The organism is Oligella sp. HMSC05A10, assembly GCF_001808335.1.
Lineage (GTDB): Bacteria > Pseudomonadota > Gammaproteobacteria > Burkholderiales > Burkholderiaceae_B > Oligella > Oligella urethralis.
Genome location: NZ_KV792856.1, coordinates 1 through 14,839 on the forward strand (window position 1 = coordinate 1; position 14,839 = coordinate 14,839).

At 44.2% G+C, this 14,839-nt stretch carries 16 protein-coding genes; 10 read left to right on the forward strand and 6 right to left on the reverse strand.

Features of this window, described 5'->3' with window-relative positions:
- The 4 genes from HMPREF3144_RS01625 to HMPREF3144_RS01635 form a co-directional block, all read left to right on the forward strand.
- On the forward strand, positions 1-288 hold a 288-nt coding region (locus HMPREF3144_RS01625), incomplete at its 5' end, for a nucleotidyltransferase family protein (protein WP_070475957.1).
- Positions 285-677, forward strand: a complete 393-nt coding sequence (locus HMPREF3144_RS01630) for a HepT-like ribonuclease domain-containing protein (RefSeq protein ID WP_036560653.1) — start codon at positions 285-287, stop codon at positions 675-677. The genes HMPREF3144_RS01625 and HMPREF3144_RS01630, both read left to right, overlap by 4 nt.
- A gap of 263 nt (positions 678-940) precedes the next feature.
- Positions 941-1,087, forward strand: coding sequence for a hypothetical protein (locus HMPREF3144_RS11640; protein WP_168163045.1), 147 nt, complete (start codon positions 941-943; stop codon positions 1,085-1,087).
- 139 nt (positions 1,088-1,226) lie between these two features.
- Entirely contained in the window at positions 1,227-1,541 is a 315-nt protein-coding gene (locus HMPREF3144_RS01635; protein WP_036560655.1) for a DUF4298 domain-containing protein, read from the forward strand.
- Positions 1,542-1,693: 152 nt separating this feature from the next.
- On the opposite strand, the gene HMPREF3144_RS01640 is transcribed toward HMPREF3144_RS01635, so the two are convergent.
- From HMPREF3144_RS01640 to gabT, 3 genes are all read right to left on the reverse strand, one after another.
- Positions 1,694-2,392 (reverse strand): nitroreductase, encoded by a 699-nt coding sequence (locus HMPREF3144_RS01640; RefSeq protein ID WP_083290353.1) that lies wholly within the window; start codon positions 2,390-2,392, stop codon positions 1,694-1,696.
- 73 nt (positions 2,393-2,465) lie between these two features.
- Complete coding sequence (locus tag HMPREF3144_RS01645) at positions 2,466-3,530, reverse strand: extracellular catalytic domain type 1 short-chain-length polyhydroxyalkanoate depolymerase (protein ID WP_070475961.1); 1,065 nt, start codon at positions 3,528-3,530, stop codon at positions 2,466-2,468.
- Positions 3,531-3,698: 168 nt separating this feature from the next.
- On the reverse strand, positions 3,699-4,970 hold the full coding sequence (gene gabT, locus HMPREF3144_RS01650) for a 4-aminobutyrate--2-oxoglutarate transaminase (RefSeq protein WP_070475965.1): 1,272 nt from the start codon (positions 4,968-4,970) through the stop codon (positions 3,699-3,701).
- 172 nt (positions 4,971-5,142) lie between these two features.
- Between gabT and HMPREF3144_RS01655 the strand changes: the two genes are divergently transcribed.
- The 5 genes from HMPREF3144_RS01655 (at position 5,143) to HMPREF3144_RS01675 (ending at position 11,515) form a co-directional block, all read left to right on the forward strand.
- On the forward strand, positions 5,143-6,630 hold the full coding sequence (locus HMPREF3144_RS01655) for a MocR-like pyridoxine biosynthesis transcription factor PdxR (protein WP_070469464.1): 1,488 nt from the start codon (positions 5,143-5,145) through the stop codon (positions 6,628-6,630).
- A gap of 159 nt (positions 6,631-6,789) precedes the next feature.
- Positions 6,790-8,244, forward strand: a complete 1,455-nt coding sequence (gene gabD, locus HMPREF3144_RS01660; protein WP_036560669.1) for an NADP-dependent succinate-semialdehyde dehydrogenase — start codon at positions 6,790-6,792, stop codon at positions 8,242-8,244.
- 317 nt (positions 8,245-8,561) lie between these two features.
- On the forward strand, positions 8,562-9,560 hold the full coding sequence (dctP, locus tag HMPREF3144_RS01665; protein WP_048766808.1) for a TRAP transporter substrate-binding protein DctP: 999 nt from the start codon (positions 8,562-8,564) through the stop codon (positions 9,558-9,560).
- Positions 9,561-9,639: 79 nt separating this feature from the next.
- Entirely contained in the window at positions 9,640-10,188 is a 549-nt protein-coding gene (locus tag HMPREF3144_RS01670; RefSeq protein ID WP_018027295.1) for a TRAP transporter small permease subunit, read from the forward strand.
- Positions 10,175-11,515 carry a TRAP transporter large permease gene (locus HMPREF3144_RS01675; protein ID WP_246823827.1) on the forward strand — a complete coding sequence of 447 codons (1,341 nt, stop codon included), beginning with the start codon at positions 10,175-10,177 and terminating at the stop codon, positions 11,513-11,515. Before HMPREF3144_RS01670 ends, HMPREF3144_RS01675 begins: the two co-directional genes overlap by 14 nt.
- Positions 11,516-11,662: 147 nt before the next feature.
- Here HMPREF3144_RS01675 and HMPREF3144_RS01680 read toward each other — a convergent pair whose 3' ends face one another.
- The gene (locus tag HMPREF3144_RS01680; RefSeq protein WP_048766809.1) at positions 11,663-11,881 is read right to left on the reverse strand and encodes a hypothetical protein; all 219 of its coding nucleotides are present in this window, start codon (positions 11,879-11,881) and stop codon (positions 11,663-11,665) included.
- 635 nt (positions 11,882-12,516) lie between these two features.
- Between HMPREF3144_RS01680 and HMPREF3144_RS11830 the strand changes: the two genes are divergently transcribed.
- Positions 12,517-12,789 carry a hypothetical protein gene (locus HMPREF3144_RS11830; RefSeq protein WP_225792237.1) on the forward strand — a complete coding sequence of 91 codons (273 nt, stop codon included), beginning with the start codon at positions 12,517-12,519 and terminating at the stop codon, positions 12,787-12,789.
- Positions 12,790-12,965: 176 nt separating this feature from the next.
- Here the strand turns inward: HMPREF3144_RS11830 and HMPREF3144_RS01690 are convergent, their stop codons facing one another.
- Together HMPREF3144_RS01690 and HMPREF3144_RS01695 are read right to left on the reverse strand one after the other, a co-directional pair.
- The gene (locus tag HMPREF3144_RS01690) at positions 12,966-13,778 is read right to left on the reverse strand and encodes an ATP-binding cassette domain-containing protein (protein WP_083290354.1); all 813 of its coding nucleotides are present in this window, start codon (positions 13,776-13,778) and stop codon (positions 12,966-12,968) included.
- Entirely contained in the window at positions 13,775-14,827 is a 1,053-nt protein-coding gene (locus HMPREF3144_RS01695) for a FecCD family ABC transporter permease (RefSeq protein WP_048766811.1), read from the reverse strand. The genes HMPREF3144_RS01690 and HMPREF3144_RS01695 overlap by 4 nt, the downstream gene beginning before the upstream one ends.
- Between the last annotated feature and the right edge of the window lie 12 nt (positions 14,828-14,839).

A 14,839-nucleotide genomic window follows, 5' to 3' on the forward strand; every position in this document is an offset into this window, starting at 1 on the left:
CCATCCGAGGCCTTAGCTAAACATAATCAAGATGTTAAAAACATATTCTCTAAATATCCATTGATAAAAAATCCAAAAGTATTTGGATCAGTATCACGAGGTGAAGATACTGAGGAGAGTGATATTGATTTTTTAATTCAAGCCGAACGAGGGGTTACTTTGTTCATGGTTTCAAGGCTAAAGAATGAATTGTCAGAGTTGTTGGGTATTGATGTAGATATTGTCACAGAAAATCAATTACCACCAAAACATAAAAACGAAATTATAGAAACGGCCATGTCACTATGAGTAAGTTTGATTTATATGAACAAATTGAACATATCAAAGAATATGCTGAGGCTATACTTAAGGACACAGATGATATTCAGGAAGAAGAGTTTAGGTCAAATAGATTGCTTCAGCGTTCATTGACATTAGATATCATTACTTTAGGTGAAATTGCGGCAGTAATCTCACTCAAGTTTCCAGATTTTGTGAAAAATAATAAGACATTGCCGTGGAAAGATATGGCAGCAATGAGGCATAAAATGGTGCATGGTTATTACACTATTGATTTGGCTATTGTCTGGGATACCGTAAAACAAGATATTCCGAGAGTTTTAGAGTCTATACCTCAGCTAAGAAAAGATGTTATTTATTTTAATGAAAGAAATCTTGATGAGAATTTAGAAAGATAAGAGTATGGAAGATACGGGGCCGATGAGTTTTTATGCCTTGAGTTTATAAAGGCACAAAACGCCAGGTGGCCATAGAAGATTTTCAATAGAAATGCTGGATAAATTTAAAAAAAACAGTGAAAAAATTAAAGCTCCACAAGATCTATCCTTTTATAAAAGGATTGAAACTTTAGAAAAAGAAGATAAAGTAAAAAGCAAAAAGAGCCTGTAAATAATTTTGTGTAACTTTCTTTAATCCGATATCCATCATAGGAGTATTTCACATGGAAAGTTACAGGACTAAAGACGACATCATTCTATCGTTAATCAAGCAATTAGCCTTAAAGCCTAGCGATGGTGATAGCATTGAAGCACTTGCAGACAATTGTTGCCTTAACCCCGTATTACCACCGCAGCTTAAATCAGTTTAGTATAGAGTTGTTGTCGTAGGGATAAAAAGCTAAGTGATATCCTCTGTATCATAACGGCATCATGAGCGCAATATCTAAACCCATAGGCGGGAGATGACGTTGGTGGCGCAGATAGACAATTAATTAAAGGTCATACAGCATGAGTGAAAGTAAAGAAAAAAGTTTAGAGCAATTACGTAAGATATTTAGCGAGATGGACGCTCGCACGGTTCAAGCGGAACAAGATGTTAAAGAAATGCAGGCGTTTATTGAGCGCTTTGCGGCGATAGAAGAAAATCGCAAGCAGCTTGAAGCGTATTATTTCGGCGATTGGATGAAGGATGTTGCGGCCTATGAAGCTTTGGGGCTTGAGGAGAGTTTTTACAGCATCTGTGAGGATCCGATTTGGAATGCAACGGGCTGCTTACAATCAGAGAGAATCAGGCTTTTAAAGCTGTTAGCCGACTCGCTCTAGCGCAGCTAATGCAGACCTAATCTGCTGTGGCTCCCTCATCATTAAGTGACCGCCTTTTTAAGCTTTACAAAAGACCGCGCCAGTTCTCGCATAGTCCGCCCTGTCAATGACTGAGGTTCTCCCCATGCAAGCGTCTGAGGAGGACCTCAAACTTATTCATCCCAATGAAAGGTGGTGAATTCATCTAGCTCAATACGTGGCGTTCTGAAGGTGTTGACGATGTGATTTTTATCTTCGTAGCCAATCGAAATGGCGCAAACGATCTTCAGATTCTCAGGATAGTTTAAATGCTTACGTACGATACTAGGGTAATGCATCAAAGCACCTTGTGGGCAGGTGCTTAGTCCGAGTGATTTTGCCGCAAGTAAAATATTCTGTATAAAGGTACCGGTATCAATCCAGCTACCTAATTCCATTTCTTTATCAATTAAGATAAAGAGGGCGACGGGGGCGCCAAAGAAGTTAAAGTTTTGCACTTGCTGCGCTTTCATTGCGGCTAAGTCGCCTTTTTGAATGCCTAAGGTACCATAGAGTCCCCAACCGTTTTCGCGGCGACGCGTAAGATATGGCTCACTCAAGCGTCTAGGATAGTATTTATATTCAGCTTCTTCACGGTGCTTGTTATTAAAGGCTTGCATCATGTCCGCAGCCAGTGCCTCACGTTTTGCACCGCTAACGACTTGTACATGCCAAGGCTGAATGTTACTGCCGCTAGGGGCTGAACTGGCCGCTTTGAGGATAGTCTTGATATCGTCCTGTGAAACGGGATCAGCTAAAAATTGACGCACGCTTTTGCGTTCGACCATGGTTTTTAAAACAGGGTTTAACTCCAATTCAGTCATTTTGTTCATAAGGTATTGTCTGTTGCATTGTGAATGTTGACAGCACTATAACATATCGTTTAACGATAGTTTGAGCAGACAATCAAAGATATCGTTTAAAAAATTGCCAGATTAATTGACTTGCATGGGGCCCATGCTGGGAGTTAAAGGGGAGTCGATGATCGCCTCCAGCCCACGCATGGTCCAGGTGTTTAATGAGAATTAACTCGATGATACGCTTGCGTCCATCGTAATAAAGCGATTGATTATATTCTTTTGTTGTCCCTTGAAAAAACTCAGTGCTTTTAGCAAGACTGTTCATTGGTAGCTGATTAAAGTGAAGCAACTGTTTAACTAGCTCAGTGGCATGACGTGGATGAACGATCTTATCCTTTTCCCCCTGCAGGATGATGGTCGGCAGTTGTAACTTTTGGGGTGGTGCAAAGCCATCCATAGCCGCTGCTAAGATGCTATCAGAAACTACCTGCGGATCGCGCATGGTGCTAACCGCACTCTGCGCATCATAAGCGAGACCTAGCACGGGGCCGCTGTGCATGGCTAAGCCAGCGAATTGCGAAGGAAAGTTTGACGCCAATATGCCAGCCATTGCGGCGCCAGCAGATAAGCCAACCACAAATACTTTGTTAGGGTTAAGGCGATGCATCATAATGGTGCTTTGAATGATACTCATGATGCTATGGGCTTCAGCCATGCCCTGATGATGCTTGTCCGTGTCGTACCAATGCCAACAGTTAGTGAGATGGTAGCGACGGCTTTGCTGAGGATAAAGCACCACAAAACCATTGCGTTGAGCTACCACGTTCATCTGTGAACCTTGAGCAAATAAAGCGCTGTCTTGTTGGCAACCATGCAACATAACCACTAAAGGCATACCCTCAGTGCTTGGATGGCGGACGCTTGCTGAAGGTTCAAAAATATAGTAATCAAGCTGTGGCACTAGGGTTACCTTAGAAAAGGCTGGCGCAATAAAGCGATGCTTTTTCCAGATGCCACGTCCTTGAGGATCAGGTCGTGTTAATAACACATTCATTGCCTTGAGTTGCTCTGGCAATTTCCTTTTTACCTGTTTTGTCAGTTGCTGTTGGAGTTTGAGTAGTTGTTTAGTGGTTTTAATAATGGGCTTTTTCAAGCGCGTGCGTTTTGCCATTGTGAGTAACCAGTGAATAGGGCTTAGGTCGAGTCAGTGCTTAAATCACTTTTAGCATAACAAGCCAATCACGTTGATGACAAGCGAATACCACTGTAGCAAGCGTTGCCATAAAAAAAACGGGATGATGTTCATATCATCCCGTGGTTACACTCAGGTGGTCTAGCCCTACTGATTAGCTAATAAGGCATCACGTAAAATGCCTAGCGCCTCATCAAATAGCTCCTCACCAATGGTGAGTGGGAATAAGAAGCGAATGACATTGGCATCTGGTCCGCAGCTAAGTAAAATCAAGCCCTTAGCCAGTGCATCTTGTTGTACCTTTTTGACAAAATCACTTTGTGGGGCACCGGTTTTAGGGCAACGGAATTCAACCGCAACCATAGCACCTAGACCGCGCACATCGGAGATAACAGGCACCTCAGCGCGTAGCTCATTAAGCATGGCTTGGAGTTTATCACCTAATTTGCTGCCTTTTTCTAATAGATTTTCCTCTTGCATCACCTCAATGACTGCAAGCGCTGAAGCTGTGGCCAAGGGGTGACCAGCATAGGTGCCGCCAAGCCCACCAGGTAGTGGTGCATCTAGGATGTCTGAACGACCGCAGAGGCCAGATAACGGCATGCCGCCAGCCAGACTTTTTGCCATGGTGGTGATGTCGGCTGCCACCCCATAATGTTCCATCGCAAATAGCTTGCCAGTGCGGCCAAAGCCAGTTTGAACCTCGTCTGCAATGAGTAAAATACCGTGTTCATCGCATAGTTCACGTAAGAAGGTCATGAACTCTGGTGGGCATACGTTAAAACCACCTTCACCTTGAACAGGCTCAATAATAATCGCCGCTACTTGTTGTGGATCCACGCTGACGGCAAGTAATGATTTGAGTTGACGCTTGGCATCATCCAGGCTGACACCTTGTTGCTCATTCGGGAATGGTGAATGGTAAACATTAGGCGCTAAAGGACCAAAGCCTTTTTTGTAAGGGTTTACTTTGGCGGTTAAGGTGATGCCTAAAAGCGTACGACCATGGAATGCATGGTTAAAAGAAATAATATGAGGGCGCTGGGTCGCATAACGCGCAATTTTAATTGCGTTTTCAACGGCTTCTACCCCGGTGGTAAAGAAAGCGGTTTTTTTAGGAAAATCACCCGGTACGAGGGCGTTAATTTTTTCCGCTAATTCAACATAGGACTCGTAGGGTACGACTTGATACGCAGTGTGAATGAAACGAGCTAATTGCTCTTCAATCGCCGCCACTAAACGTGGGTGACGATGCCCGGTATTACATACCGCAATACCACTAGCAAAATCGATGTAACGCTTGCCTTCAATATCCCAAATTTCAGCGTTTTCTGCGCGATCAGCATAAAACTCACACATCACACCGACACCACGTGGTGTGGCAGCGTTTTTGCGTTCAACTAAGGTTGCGTTTTTCATTCAAAATGTCTCCTCACAAAGTTATATCTATCAAGTGTTGAATGACGCTGTGTTTTGTCGCATCGGGAGCTGACGAAAACAATCCATGTAATTTTCTTAGCTTATCCTTAATTTGGTACCATGCAAAGAGCCATTTATGCAAAAATAAGTGGAGCCACTTAGGGAGGGAAGAATGCATATTGATGCATTACAAGAGCATATTTTGCAGCGCTTGGAGCGCGATGGTGAGATACCGTTAGCGCGCCAGATTTACATTATATTAAGTGATTTAATTTTAAGTGGTGAACTCAGTGCCGGAGTGAAGTTGCCCGCCAGTCGTAGTTTAGCAACAGATTGTGGTGTCTCCAGAAATACCATTATGTTTGCCTATGAGCAATTACTCGCAGAGGGCTATGTGATTTCGCAGACCGGCAGTGGTACTTTTGTTTCTGATACGGTGCCAGTGGCGGATTGGTCGCAGGAGGAGTCAGCGCTCAAAGAGAAATCGCCAATGACTGAGCATCAACCCTATTTATCCAAGCGTGGTTTTGAGCTGGTGAGTTCAGCCCAGGCTTCAGCCGAGCAATGGCAGCCATTTGTTTCAGGTGTGCCAGATATTTCTTTGTTTCCCAAGGATATTTGGCTACGTTTATTGCGTAAGCATTGGCAACAAGCAACACCAGCGATGCTTAGTTATGCGCATGGGGCAGGTTATTTGCCACTACGTCAAGCCTTAATCGAGCGCTTGCGCTTGGCCCGTTCGGTTAATGGCACGGCTGAGCAAGTATTGATGATTTCTGGCTTGCACAATGCCATTAGTTTAATTGCCCATTTGCTGATTGACCCGGGTATGACCGTTTGGATGGAAAATCCAGGTTACTGGGGGGCCGCCACCGTGCTGAAAATGGCAGGCGCTAATATTGTCCCCATCGCCATTGACGAAGAGGGTTTGGCACCCACGCCTGAGCAGATAGCGCAACCCCCTAAACTTATTTTTGTGACGCCATCACATCAATATCCACTCGGACATGTGATGAGCTTAGCCCGACGTCGCATGTTGTTAGACTATGCCAATGCGCATGATGCATGGATTATCGAGGATGATTACGATAGTGAATTCCGTTTTGCCGGTTTACCTATTGCTTCATTACAAGGTTTAGACTCCTATCAAAAAGTGATTTATTTGGGTACCTTTTCTAAAACCCTATTCCCCGGTATGCGCTTAGGTTATATGGTATTGCCAGAAAATTTAGTGGATTATTTTGCCATTGGTTTGTCGGAAAAATATCGCGATGGCCGCTTGCTTGAACAAGCTGTATTAGCGGATTTTATGGTTGAGGGGCATTATGCTGCACATGTGAGAAGGTCGCGTTTACGCTATGCCAAACGTTCCGTATTATTGCGTGAGGCTATTAATGAGCAGTTAGGGCCGGATTGGGTTTCCTCAAATGTTGAAGCTGGATTGCATTTGGTGATACATCTACCAGCGGGTACGGATGATGTGGCCATTGCGCGAGCGGCAAAAGCGGCAGGTATTATGGTCAGACCGTTGAGTAGGTATTATCTGGGTGAGCCGTCTAGGGCGGGTGTGTTGTTGGGTTATGCCAACGTTGCCGATGAGCTGATTAAACCGAGATTCGCACAATTAGCGAGAATTATCCGCAGTGAATTAAGGACTTAGGCGATTCGAAATTCATAAATTCGCTGTAAAAGCATTGCAAAAGATAAATGGCTTAGATAATATGCCTTAAAGTCGCTTTATTAGGGTGCCATTTGCAATTGCTGCTTTGCTTGGCAACAATGACAAGGAAATATGCGCATTATTTTTTAGGAGGAGTGTATGCAGGACTTATCACGTAAGGATTTATTTAAACAACAGGCTTATATTGATGGGCAGTGGGTGGATGCAGACAGTGGTGAGACACTGGAAGTGACTAACCCAGCCACGGGAGAGGTGTTAGGTACCGTGCCTAAGATGGGCCAGGCTGAAACCCGCCGCGCCATTGAAGCGGCCGAGCGAGCGCAAAAGCAATGGCGTGCTAAAAGTGCTAAAGAGCGTGCGCTTGTATTACGCAAATGGTTTGATCTGGTGATGCAGCATCAGGATGATTTGGCACGTATCATGACGCTTGAGCAGGGTAAGCCATTAGCCGAAGCAAAGGGTGAGATTGCTTATGGTGCCGCCTATCTTGAGTGGTATGCGGAAGAGGGTAAGCGCGCTTATGGGGATATTATCCCGGGTCCAGCGTCGGATCGCCGTATTGTCGTGACCAAAGAGCCGGTGGGAGTGTGCGCCGCCATCACGCCTTGGAACTTCCCGTCCTCAATGATTACTCGCAAGGTCGGTGCCGCCCTAGGTGCAGGGTGTTCGATGGTGATAAAACCGGCCGCCCAAACCCCTTACTCGGCCTTCGCATTGTGCGTATTAGCAGAGGAAGCTGGCGTGCCAGCAGGTCTCGTGTCGGTGGTGACTGGTTCAGCATCAGAAATCGGTAAAGAAATGACGGCCAACCCCATTGTGCGTAAATTTAGCTTTACGGGCTCCACTGAAATTGGTCGTTTATTGATGTCACAGTGCTCCGATCAGATCAAGAAGGTCTCATTAGAACTGGGCGGTAACGCACCATTTATCGTATTTGATGACGCTGATTTAGATGCGGCGGTTGAGGGGGCGTTGATTTCTAAATACCGCAATGCGGGACAAACATGTGTTTGTGCAAACCGCATTTATGTTCAGGATGATATTTATGATGCCTTTGTCGAAAAATTTGTTGCTGCCGTCAACAAGATTAAGGTAGGTGCTGGTACTGAGGCCAATGTAACGCAGGGACCTTTGATTGACAAAGCTGCTGTGTCTAAGGTGCAAGAGCATATTGACGATGCTGTCAGCAAGGGCGCTAAGGTCGCCGCTGGCGGTAAGCAGCATGATTTAGGTGGTTTATTCTTTGAGCCTACTGTGTTAACCGAAGTGACCTCGTCGATGAAAGTTGCTAAGGAGGAAACCTTTGGTCCTTTAGCCCCATTATTCCGCTTCAAAACCGAAGAGGATGTGGTGCAAATGGCGAATGACACCGAATACGGTTTAGCGGCGTACTTTTATAGCCGTGACTTAGGTCGCGTGTGGCGCGTTGCAGAGGCCTTGGAGTATGGCATGGTAGCCATCAACACAGGTATTCTTTCTAATGAAGCGGCGCCTTTCGGCGGCATTAAGCAATCAGGCCTTGGTCGCGAAGGCGCTAAATACGGTTTGGATGATTACTTAGAAACGAAATACATGCTAATGGGTGGCATTTAATCCTAAGCAGGTGTTTTGTATTTAAAGTAAGCGATTAGCGTTAATCCTAAGCCCGTCATGTAGATGTTTTTCTATCTGACGGGCTTTTTATTTGAGCTGAATCAAGGAGATTGCTGAGCAGATACAGGGATAATCCCTAAATAAGAGCTTTTATGATTGCTAAGCTATTGAATATATTAGATGTATTTAAATTGGCTCTATAAAATATAGGCAAAGTGGCACTGTTCAGTAGTGCCACTTATTCATAAAATAAATTTCATTAATAAAAACTACAAATTGTTAACTTATAAACATCTTAACTAGTTAAGGAGACAAAGATGAAATTAAGTCGTTTCTTTAAAACGGTACTAGCGGCGACGGCATTTTCTTTAGTAGCTACCGCTGCCCATGCAGACAATTTGCGTTTGCGTTTCCACACTTTCTTTGGTTCGGAAATGGATACAGCCGCTAAGCGCATGCAAGATACACTTCGAGAAAAAAGCGATAACAAAATTCGTATGCAATACTTCCGTGGCGGTGAATTGGTGTCCAGTGACCAGTTTGTGGAAGCAGTAGGCCGCGGCACCATTGATATTGCCTATGGGGTTGGTAGTTATTGGCCAGGCCAAGTCGACGTTGGCAATATTGAAGCGGGGCTACCTGGCGCCTGGACTAGCGTAGAAGAAGCGCGCGAGGTGTTTAAAAAATTAGATCCGATTATTGCTGAAGCCTATGAAGAGAAAGGAGTCGTTCTGATTGGCCGTGGTTATGGTAGTGATTATGAATTGCTAACCAAAGAACCGGTCAAATCCCTAGAGGATCTTAAGAAAATGAAGATCCGTTCGACTGGTCAAATGGCTCGGTTACTAAAAGAGTTTGATGTACCTACTGTCTTTTTACCCGCTGAGGAATTGTATGTGGGTTTATCCACCGGCGTGATCGATGGTGTTTTATACGGCGGTCCACTTGAGTATGAGCAGCTAAAGCTTAACGAAGTGGCTAAAAACTATACCTCACTCAATTTACTGAACCCTGGCTGGATTGAAACCATCATCATCAATAAAAAAGTCTGGGATAAGATGAATGATGAACAAAAAACGCTTGTCAAAGAGGCCGTTAACCAATACGCCGAAGATATTCATGCGTGGTTAGATAGTGGTAATAAAAAGCTTATGGAAGAGGCGAAGCTATTTAATTTCGCGACGATTAATGATGAGGATACCCGTAAATTAGCTACGGCAGCTGAAAAAATCTGGCAAGAGGAAGCCGCTAAGTCTGAGCGTAACGCCAAACTCATCGACATTTTGATGGAAAATAAAAAAGCACAAGGTCGTTAGTTGTTAGCAAGGGGTGGGTATTAGCAATATCAACCCCTTTGTTGTCTCTGTTAATTCTTAAGATAAGTTGGTCTTTCTGATGATTGAAAAGTATCTACGCTTGCAAGACGGTCTTTCTGAGTGGGTTGGACGTGTGATTGCATGGTTTGCTTTGGTGCTAATTCTGACCTTAATCTATGAGGTGGTGTCGCGTTATTTTTTTAATGCGCCGACCATTTGGAGTCATGAATTATCAACCATGATTTTTGGTGCTTTTGCTATCTTGTCTGGTAGTTATACCTTAAAGCATTTAGGGCATGTGCGCAGTGATGTGGTGTATTTATTACTGCCTGCTAGATTACAGCGTTTTTGTGACATTCTAGTGTATTCAATTGGGCTATTTATTTTAGCTGTTTTCCTAGTGCACTCCATTGATTTTGCACTCAAGTCGTGGGAGGCGAGGGAGGTGTCTGCGCGTAGCATCTGGCAGCCTCCGCTCTACTACATTAAATCGGTAATTCCAATTGCTGTGTTGTTATTGATGCTGCAGAGCTTAGCCGAGTTAGTGCGAGCTGTGCTTTTATTTTTGAATATTTCCTTTACTGATCCACGTCATTCAGTGTCTGTGAGTGGGGATGATGATGTTTGATTTTTTGCTTGATCCGAGTCCGCTGGCCGTCACGGTCATCATGTTTTCATCCATGCTGTTGATGATGGTCATTGGTGCGCCATTGGCCTGGGCGCTAATGGTTTCAGGCATGTTGAGTGCGTATCTGATGTTCGGCACCGGTGGTTTGGAATTGTTGCTAGCTGCGGCTTACTCAACCATGGATAATTTCATCCTTATCTCTTTGCCGTTATTTATTTTGATGGGGTTGATTTTAGAGCGTTCAGGTATTACCGATGATTTGTTCGATATGATGTACAAATTGATGGGCTTTATACCTGGCGGCTTAGGTGTGGGAACAGTCTTTATTTGTGCCATTATTGCGGCAATGGCAGGCGTTTCTGGCGCAGCTACGGTCAGTTTAGGTCTGATTGCATTACCAGCGATGCTTAAGCGCGGCTATGAGAAGAAGATCGTGATGGGAACCATCATGGCAGGTGGCGCCTTAGGCTTTTTAATTCCGCCTAGTCTGTTAATGATTGTCTACGCTTTCCTATCCCGTGATTCCGTTGGTAAGCTATTTGTTGCTGGCATTGTACCAGGACTTTTACTAGCCGGCATCTATATTGCGTATATCTTGCTTCGCTCGTGGTTGAATCCACAAATGGGTCCAGCGGTACCTCGTGATGAGCGGGTATCAATGGGTGATAAGTTTAAGGCCTTGCGCCATATGCTATTGCCTGTGCTGTTGGTGCTTACCGTTTTAGGCTGTATTATTTTTGGTGTGACTTCACCCTCAGAAGCCTCGGCAATTGGCGCTGGTGGTGCCTTGGTGGTGGCGGCTGTGCGTGGTCGTCTTAATCGCAACGTACTGATCGATGTCTTGATGAGCACGACTAAATTAACCGGCATGTTAATTTGGATTGCGATTGCGGCGGTTTTCTTTAGTCGCGTTTATATTGGCTTAGGTGCTGGTATGTTGGTAAGCGATTTTATTCACGATAGCAATATTTCACCTAAAATGATCATCGCGATGATGCTGCTTAGCTTCTTTGTGCTAGGGATGTTTTTAGATGATTTTGCCATTGCCTTTATCACCGTGCCTATTTTTGTACCGATTGTCAGTGAGCTAGGCTTTGATACGATTTGGTTTGCGATTTTATTTGTCTTGAGTATGCAGACTGCCTATCTGACGCCACCTTTTGGTTATAACTTATTTTATATGCGCTCAGTGGCACCAAAACATATCACCATATACGATATTTACAAAGCGGCCATTCCATTTATTTTATTGCAAACACTTGGTCTAATTATTGTGTTCTTTTTCCCAGAGATTGCATTGTGGTTACCAAATAAGTTATTTAATTAATCGCTGTTTGTTGCTTTGCAAAGTCCCTAGTATGAGGATGGTGACATCCTTTGCTGGGGACGTTTTTTATAGCGTTGATAAGGCGGGTGTGGGTAAATGGTATTGAGGTTGTTCCGGTCATTATCAATAAATAAGCGCCTAGTGATCCTAAGCACTTGCTTCAAGGAGAGGAGATATCTTTTTATCAACATAATATCGTGGATATTCTGAATTATCTAATATGTGATCAAGAATAGAAATGAGTTCTTGACCATCATCAGAGGCTTTAAACTCCTCATCAGACAGTTTTTTAATTAAATCAGCGGTATTGTTAATATCGTGTCTTACGGTTAATTGCATTAAGCGTCTTGAAAAATCAATTTTCATTTGTTTCTCCTCTGCATTGCCCCAGTAAAGCCTGCTGAGTTCTGAGCGTATTATACGTAGTTAGACGTACTTTAGTGTGACAGTGTGTTTGTTCTATGTTGCTAAAGAGAAACATAGGCAGCATTATTCCCGATGGCTTTGATTTAAGCGTTCTACATAGGCTTTCTGATAAGGGGTCTGGCTCAATATCAAGATTTGTTCCTTGAAAAACGCTTTTGATATGAGTTTTGGTGACTTATTCATCTAAGGATGTCACGATTAAAATCATCATAAATGTTCAGCGTCTTGGTGTTTGTGGTTGCGCAAAAGTATCGGATTGCTCGCCGTTAATCCTTGTCGTCCTTTGTTGCGGAATGGCAGCTCAGAGTTAATGCACGCCACCTTATAGCCCATAATGGCTTAATCAAGCATAAATGATCGGACAACTAGTGTGACATAGGGGGTTAGTATGAGAGATTTTCCAAATGGATTAGGAGAAGAGTTTGCTTGTGTCGAACAAAAGCCTTAAATGGTTGAAGTGGGTCATACTATTTTGTTGTATTGTGTTTATCAGTCGCTGGGCTGTTTTGTATGGCCCTTACATATTCTCATTTGATTCCCAGCATTACACGCGATTGGATCGAATCCCTTACGAGATGTTCACCCCAGACGAAATTAAAAATGCACCGGGGATGACGGATAAATCAATAATTTCATATTATCCACAAGACGGCACACGTTCTGAGGGCATTAAAGTAGAGTATGATGGCAGACGAGATATTAAAGAGCTTGAGGAATATCTTTTGTCCTTAGGGTATCACGAAGGCTATGACCCGATTGTCGGTAAAAGATGGTATTCATCTGATGGGATTCAAAGGGCCTATATCCTTGATGGAGGAGAAAATACAGTGCTCGGGTTCTCTCGTTAGCTCACAAAAAAGCGCCAACTCGAAAGCCGAGGTGGTGACTAGGCAGCGTATTACAACTCAATAAACCCCTCGCCACTCAATACACCAAAGCACACGCTGCCGCTGAAAGACAAGTCTAGCTAAGTGAGGATAGTGTGACATAGGAACTGCCTAATTAAATGTCAAGCTTTAATAGTTTAAGTCTGCATTTGGGGAGCAATCAAATAGCGCTCAAATTTATCATGCCATGCCGCCCGAATATTGATATCATAGGCGTGCGATAGGGCGTTGCATTGCACGAGTTGTTCGGGCGTGTATTGTCCCATCAGCAGGCCATTCTTTAGCAGGATAATTTGATCAGAAAACTGCAAGCTTAAGTTAATATCATGAATCACTACAATAATCGTGAGTCCTTTGGCTTGGAGTTGTTTCAAGAGTAACATCAAGGCATACTGGTGACGTATATCTAAGTGGTTAGTTGGCTCGTCTAAGAACAACACCTGACCCTGTAAATTAAAATCACTGTCACGACAAACTTGCGCTAAGGTACGAGCAATTTGCACACGGTGTTGCTCGCCTCCCGATAATGAGCTGTAGTTACGCTCAAGCATATCCTCTAGTTCCATCCATTCAATGATTTGCCTGATCACGCTGGCATTATCATGACGGCTAGCAGTATCGCGGTAGGGCTCTCGTCCCATTTCGATAATTTGCATAACACTAATGGAAAAAGGCACGTTATCTAACTGTGGCAAGACCGCGCGCTGTTTAGCCAAAGCAAGACGATTGATGTCTGCAAGCGCTTTCTGCTTAAAAAGAACCAGACCAGTGTCGGGCCTGTTGTCACCATTAAGTAGGTTTAGTAGAGTTGTTTTGCCCGCCCCATTAGGGCCCATAATGGTCGTTAGTTGCCCGGCTGGGATGCTGATTGAAACATCACGTAAGAGTGAGCGCGGGTGCTTCATGCCCACCTGAACTCCAAGGTTTTGTGCTGAGATAATTGGTGTCATGCGCGTAGTCCTCCCATTTGACGCCAGACTAGGTAAGCAAGAAAGGGGGCACCAATCATTGCAGTAATAATGCCGATGGGAAGTTCGGCGGGAGTGACAACGGTGCGTGCCATCATATCGGCTAGGCAGAGGAGGGTGGCACCAAAGATAAACGAGGCAGGAAAGACGTAGCGATGGTGGCTGCCTACTAAGCCACGGACGATATGCGGTACCACTAGGCCAATAAAGGCAATTCCTCCGGCAAAAGAAACCGAGGTGCCAACGAGTAAAGCGACTAAAAAGATTAAACGTTTTTTTGCACGCTCAATATTGAAGCCTAAATGCCCAGCAACTTTTTCCCCTAACATCAGTGCATCAAGTAGTCGTATTTCACGGGCTAAAAGTGGTGTAGCAAAGAGGATAACAACAAACAAAATGGATACTTTGTGCCAGTCAAAAATAGCTAAACTCCCCATCCCCCAAAAGGTCAGAGAGCGCAATTGATTGTCATCAGCGGCATAAGTCAGTAAGCCTGTTAGGGCACCAGCAAGTGCCCCTAAGGCGATACCAATGAGAAGCATGGCGGCAATATTTAAGCTACCACCGCGCTTTGAGAATCGATACAGTACTAGCGTCATCAACCAAGCGCCTAGAAAGGCCATAAAGGGTAGGGCATAATCGCCTAGGCTTTTGAAAAGTGTAGGCATAAAGGTACCACCTAACACGATACTAAAGCTCGCCGCCAAAGACGCGCCTGACATTACCCCTACAATACCTGGATCGACTAAGGGATTGCGAAATAAGCCTTGCATCACAGCACCACAGATGGCTAAGGATCCACCCACCAAAATGGCGGCAATCACCCTCGGCAAACGAATATGCAAAAGAATTTGTTTTGCATAGTCATTACTTGAGGTTTGAGAGTCGCTTAGTAGTAAGTGAATAAAAGCTTGTAGGTCGAATTTAACCGCACCTGTACTAATGCCAGCAAAGATGGTGATAGAAAACAGACAAGCCAAAATCACAAAAATATAGATACGATGTGACGTACCGTGTATCGATAAAAACATAAGCTCACATGT